Annotated in this window: 2 protein-coding genes; both read right to left on the bottom strand. The window is 40.9% G+C overall.

The window, feature by feature from the left end; translation table 11 throughout:
- Positions 1-514 precede the first annotated feature (514 nt).
- Complete coding sequence (crcB, locus tag F3G86_RS09405) at positions 515-868, bottom strand: fluoride efflux transporter CrcB (RefSeq protein WP_149723705.1); 354 nt, start codon at positions 866-868, stop codon at positions 515-517.
- Positions 868-1,707 (bottom strand): biotin synthase, encoded by an 840-nt coding sequence (locus F3G86_RS09400; protein ID WP_149723704.1) that lies wholly within the window; start codon positions 1,705-1,707, stop codon positions 868-870. The genes crcB and F3G86_RS09400 overlap by 1 nt, the downstream gene beginning before the upstream one ends.
- Positions 1,708-2,257 lie beyond the last annotated feature (550 nt).

Genomic DNA, 2,257 nt, shown 5'->3' with positions numbered 1-2,257 from the left:
GCTGCAAGCGAAGCCAAATTTTAGTAGTCAATTCTTGCGAGTGAATGAAAGTTTTAAAATTTGTAAAGACTGCTTGATTAAATCTTTAAATTTCTTTTTATTTAAAAGGGAGACAAGGGGACTTGAATTTTGCTTCGCTAACTCGCAACTGCAGGGCAGACACGAGGCCGTCCCTTATCTCCCCTTTAGATCCCTCAATCCCCTCGCACGTTCAAGGGGCATGCAATAGCACTATCATGCTGCATGTGTTTTATGCCAAAGGAGTTTATAACAAATTTTAAAATTTATGAGCGAGCATATCACGGCTCTAAATTTAGTGCTAAACGTAGTGTAGCCTAAATTTAGTAGTCTGCTAAGGCGAGTGAGTAAAGTTTTAAAATTTGCCTAAAGATGCAAATTTGAGCTAAGCGGTAAGCGAAGCCAAATTTTAGTAGTTAATTCTTGCGAGTGAATGAAGTTTTAAAATTTGCAAAATGGCATAGATAAAGTTATTTTATTGCGCACCTTAAAAACCTCACAAATTCTTACCAAGCAAAATGCCAAAATAGCTTGCGATCAGGCAAAGGATAAGGTTTAAAAATATATTTAAAAAGCCTTTTATGAGTTCGCCTTCTAGTAAAAATTTAACGCTATCAAGGCTAAAGCTTGAAAACGTGGTAAAGCCGCCAAGTATGCCAACGACTAAGAAAACCCTCACACTTTGGCTTAAATTTAGACAAAATAAAACGCCTATAATGAAGCTGCCAAGCACATTTACGCCAAGCGTGGTTAGCGGAAAGTGGCTAAATTTTAGTAGCTCGCCGGCTAAAAACCTGCATCCAGCTCCGATAAAGCCTCCAAGCCCTGCAAAAAGTAAATTTACAAGCATTAGTGGCAGATGCTTGCAAAGCTAAAACCGCGCTTTGTAAGCTCCTCGATGTCCTTGCTCGCCTTCTCGCCCTTTGCGGTGAGATAGTCGCCTATCACGATCGCATCGGCGCCATTTTCAAAGATCTCATACTGCCTATCGCCCAATATCTTCTCCCTGCCGCCAGCTATCATGACCCTAGTTTCTGGCAGCGCGCTTTTGGTCTCACGCACGATTTTTAGGGCTTCATCCGCGCTAAGAGGTGGCTGATCAAGCCTTAGAGCGTCACTTTTTATGAAAAAATTTATAGGAGACGAAAATGGCTCAAGCTCCTTTAGGCTAGCTCTAAAGCTCACCCTGTCAGCCTCACTCTCGCCAACGCCGTAAATGCCGCCAGTGCAAAGCATGAGCCCAGCCCTTTTTGCGTCTAAATTTGTCTGATATCTCTCGTCCCAAGAGTGCGTTGTGCAGATTTTGGGGAAAAACTCACGGCTTGTTTCTAGGTTGTGGTTGTAGCTAAAAACGCCAGCATTTTTGAGCTCGCAAAGCTGCTCGTAAGTCGCCATGCCGTTACATGCGATGAGCATCAAATTTGGCACTTCTTTATGCACAGCTCTTGCTAAAGATGCGATATAGTCGGTTTTTTTATCATTTAGCCTGGCGCCACTTGTGACTAAGCAAAAGCCAATAGCGTGGTTTTTATATGCTATTTTGGCTTCGTCAACCACCTGCTGCACGCTTTTTTCTTTAAATTTCGTGATATCAGCGCCAGTTTTGGCACTTTGTGTGCAATAAGCACAGTCCTCAGCGCAGTTTCCCTGCGTGACTGAGCATATCGCACAAAGCATAATTGTTTTCATTTTTTATCCTTTTTTGGGGAGCATTATAGCTTTGGTAGGTTTAAAATTTAAGTAGAGTGGCTTGTAAATTTATTAAAAACAGGCAAATTTTAAAAATTTACGAATGAGCATATCACACTTCTAAATTTAGGGCTCATAAAACTCGCCACTAAATTTAGTAAGTTGCTAAGGCGAGCGAGTAAGATTTTAAAATTTGCAAATTTGCCTTGTGAAGTAAGATAAGTGTCAAGCAAATTTTAAAATTTCATGAACGAGTAATTTCGGCTCTAAAATTTGAGCTAAGCTGCAAGCGAAGCCAAATTTTAGTAGTCAATTCTTGCGAGTGAATGAAAGTTTTAAAATTTGTAAAGACTGCTTGATTAAATCTTTAAATTTCTTTTTATTTAAAAGGGAGACAAGGGGACTTGAATTTTGCTTCGCTAACTCGCAACTGCAGGGCAGACACGAGGCCGTCCCTTATCTCCCCTTTAGATCCCTCAATCCCCTCGCACGTTCAAGGGGCATGCAATAGCACTATCATGCTGCATGTGTTTTATGCCAAAGGAGTTTA

Origin of the sequence: Campylobacter concisus, assembly GCF_902460595.1 — a bacterium.
GTDB lineage: Bacteria > Campylobacterota > Campylobacteria > Campylobacterales > Campylobacteraceae > Campylobacter_A > Campylobacter_A concisus_BL.
Note: the sequence above shows the minus strand (reverse complement) of the source record. Positions and strands in the feature narration are given on the sequence as shown.

What these genes read in the sequence shown, in the direction of transcription:
- crcB (WP_149723705.1), bottom strand. Translation starts at nt 868, where the DNA reads ATGCTTGTAAATTTACTTTTTGCAGGGCTTGGAGGCTTTATCGGAGCT.
- F3G86_RS09400 (WP_149723704.1), bottom strand. Translation starts at nt 1,707, where the DNA reads ATGAAAACAATTATGCTTTGTGCGATATGCTCAGTCACGCAGGGAAAC.